The sequence below is a fragment of the Mesobacillus campisalis genome (genome assembly GCF_000986785.1).
GTDB classification, from domain to species: domain Bacteria; phylum Bacillota; class Bacilli; order Bacillales; family Cytobacillaceae; genus Mesobacillus_B; species Mesobacillus_B campisalis.
The window spans coordinates 1-2412 of sequence record NZ_LAYY01000055.1 but is presented as its reverse complement, the minus strand read 5'-3'; the positions used below and the strand labels follow the sequence as shown (position 1 = coordinate 2412).

Below are 2412 nucleotides of genomic sequence, written 5' to 3'. Positions count from 1 at the left end.
GGCGCCCAAAGGTTCCCTCAGAATGGTTGGAAATCATTCGCAGAGTGTAAAGGCACAAGGGAGCTTGACTGCGAGACCTACAAGTCGAGCAGGGACGAAAGTCGGGCTTAGTGATCCGGTGGTTCCGCATGGAAGGGCCATCGCTCAACGGATAAAAGCTACCCCGGGGATAACAGGCTTATCTCCCCCAAGAGTCCACATCGACGGGGAGGTTTGGCACCTCGATGTCGGCTCATCGCATCCTGGGGCTGTAGTCGGTCCCAAGGGTTGGGCTGTTCGCCCATTAAAGCGGTACGCGAGCTGGGTTCAGAACGTCGTGAGACAGTTCGGTCCCTATCCGTCGTGGGCGCAGGAAATTTGAGAGGAGCTGTCCTTAGTACGAGAGGACCGGGATGGACGCACCGCTGGTGTACCAGTTGTCTTGCCAAAGGCATCGCTGGGTAGCTATGTGCGGACGGGATAAGTGCTGAAAGCATCTAAGCATGAAGCCCCCCTCAAGATGAGATTTCCCATAGCGTCAAGCTAGTAAGATCCCTGAAAGATGATCAGGTTGATAGGTCAGAGGTGGAAGCACGGTGACGTGTGGAGCTGACTGATACTAATCGATCGAGGACTTAACCTAACACATTAAGAACGATACTCGAATTTGCAAACCTTCTGAAATGCATTATCCAGTTTTGAGGGAACAACCCTCATTTCAATAAAATAGTCTGGCGGTGATGGCGAGAAGGTCACACCCGTTCCCATGCCGAACACGGAAGTTAAGCTTCTCAGCGCCGATGGTAGTTGGGGGTTTCCCCCTGTGAGAGTAGGACGCTGCCAGGCTATAAGAAAAGAACAGCTGAAATACGCTGTTCTTTTTTGTGTGCTTTTTACCAGGAAATCACCTTTTTATTGTGATATAAGTATAAAAGGAAAATTACATTGATTAATTTATCTAAAGCGCAGGCCACTCCCACCACTTTATTTTTCCGTTTTTTCCACGTATCCTATAGGTAATGGAAATAATGGAGGACCTCATCATGAAAAATATTTATGCAGACATCATACAATTTCGAGGAACGCATTATGATTTTGGTTTTAAACAGGGAGAAAAGTTGAAGGATTCAATTTTAATCAAGAACCGGGAACGACAATGGAAGGTGCGCAGACCGCTATTCCGGATAGATCAGGACGAGACTCAACGGGTTTTTAAACACTTGGCGCCTTTCCTGTGGGAGGAGTTCCTGGGGTTGCAAGATTCGCTGGAATGGCCGATGGAAAGAGTGTTGAAGGAATTCGGGGGATATAGGGTGAATGTAACCCCATCAGGATGCTCCATTTATGTGGGCGATGATTATGTAATCCGGAACTATGATTATCATCCAAAGACATATGATGGCCGCTGTGTTGCTTTTCAACCAAGTGACGGAGGTTACTCGACAATCGGTTTGACACAGAAAATCACCGGCAGGAGTGACGGTATGAATGAGAAAGGTCTCGCAATGGGCTATACCTTCATGAACCGGAAGCGTCCTGGTGACGGTTTTATTTGTCATATGATCGGCAGGCTGATTCTTGAATTATGTGCCAATGCAGGGGAAGCAGCTGATCTGCTGAAAGAAATACCTCATCGCGGCTCCTTCAGCTATGTGCTATTTGATCAACAAAGTGATCTGCCGTATATCGTGGAAACCTCGCCCAGAAGGATTGAAATCCGGCAAGGGTCAGCTTGCACCAATCATTTTAAAATCATGACAGAGGAGAATCGGCGGGTCCTCGAGGATTCCCAAAAAAGATTGCAGCTGATTGAGGACAACCAAGTACATAAGTTAAGTGGCAAACAGGCATTTAAACTTTTAAATGATACGGATAAAGGGGTGTTCTCCAAGCTTTATGGAAGTTGGGCGGGGACTATTCACACGTCTGCCTATTTTCCAGAGGACCTGAAAGCGTGGATTGCGCTTGGAGGAGACCAGGAACCTGATGTATTTGACTTTTCGGCTTGGTTGAAAGGAGAAAACTTCTCAGCAGAGCGAATTGAGGGGATGGTCGACACAGATATTCCATTTGTCAATATGGAGCCGGCGGACTGGTACCAAAAATAATGGTCCAGGTTATCCTCTTCTTTACTGATTTTTGGGCCAAAAACGTAGTTTTGAAAAAGGAGAACTGCGGTGGCAGTTCTCCTTTTTGTGCTTTTTGAGGCAGCAGTACCGTCCCTATGCCTCATAGCTGATTTGCCAGTGGATGCCGTAGCGGTCGACAAGTGTGCCGTAGCATTTGCTCCAGAAGGTTTCCTGGAGTTCCATTTGTACCTTTCCTCCTTCTTTCAACTGGTCAAAATAAGTTTGGAGCTCATCAAGGTTGTTGCTCATTACGGCGAGGGACACATTATTCCCCTGAACGAATGACATTCCAGGGAAGATATCG

Annotated in this window: 2 protein-coding genes and 2 rRNA genes; 3 read left to right on the top strand and 1 reads right to left on the bottom strand. The window is 47.3% G+C overall.

Going from position 1 to position 2412, the window contains the following annotated elements; genetic code table 11:
• The 3 genes from WQ57_RS22225 to WQ57_RS22215 all read left to right on the top strand — a co-directional run.
• A 23S ribosomal RNA gene (locus WQ57_RS22225) occupies nt 1–622 on the top strand; the annotation flags it as partial.
• 87 nt (nt 623–709) lie between these two features.
• Nucleotides 710–825, top strand: a 5S ribosomal RNA gene (rrf, locus tag WQ57_RS22220).
• Nucleotides 826–1022: 197 nt separating this feature from the next.
• The gene (locus tag WQ57_RS22215) at nt 1023–2087 is read left to right on the top strand and encodes a C45 family autoproteolytic acyltransferase/hydrolase (protein ID WP_046523708.1); all 1065 of its coding nucleotides are present in this window, start codon (nt 1023–1025) and stop codon (nt 2085–2087) included.
• Between the two features lie 114 nt (nt 2088–2201).
• Here the strand turns inward: WQ57_RS22215 and WQ57_RS22210 are convergent.
• Nucleotides 2202–2412: VOC family protein (locus WQ57_RS22210; RefSeq protein WP_046525891.1), on the bottom strand; the 211-nt coding region annotated here is incomplete at its 5' end.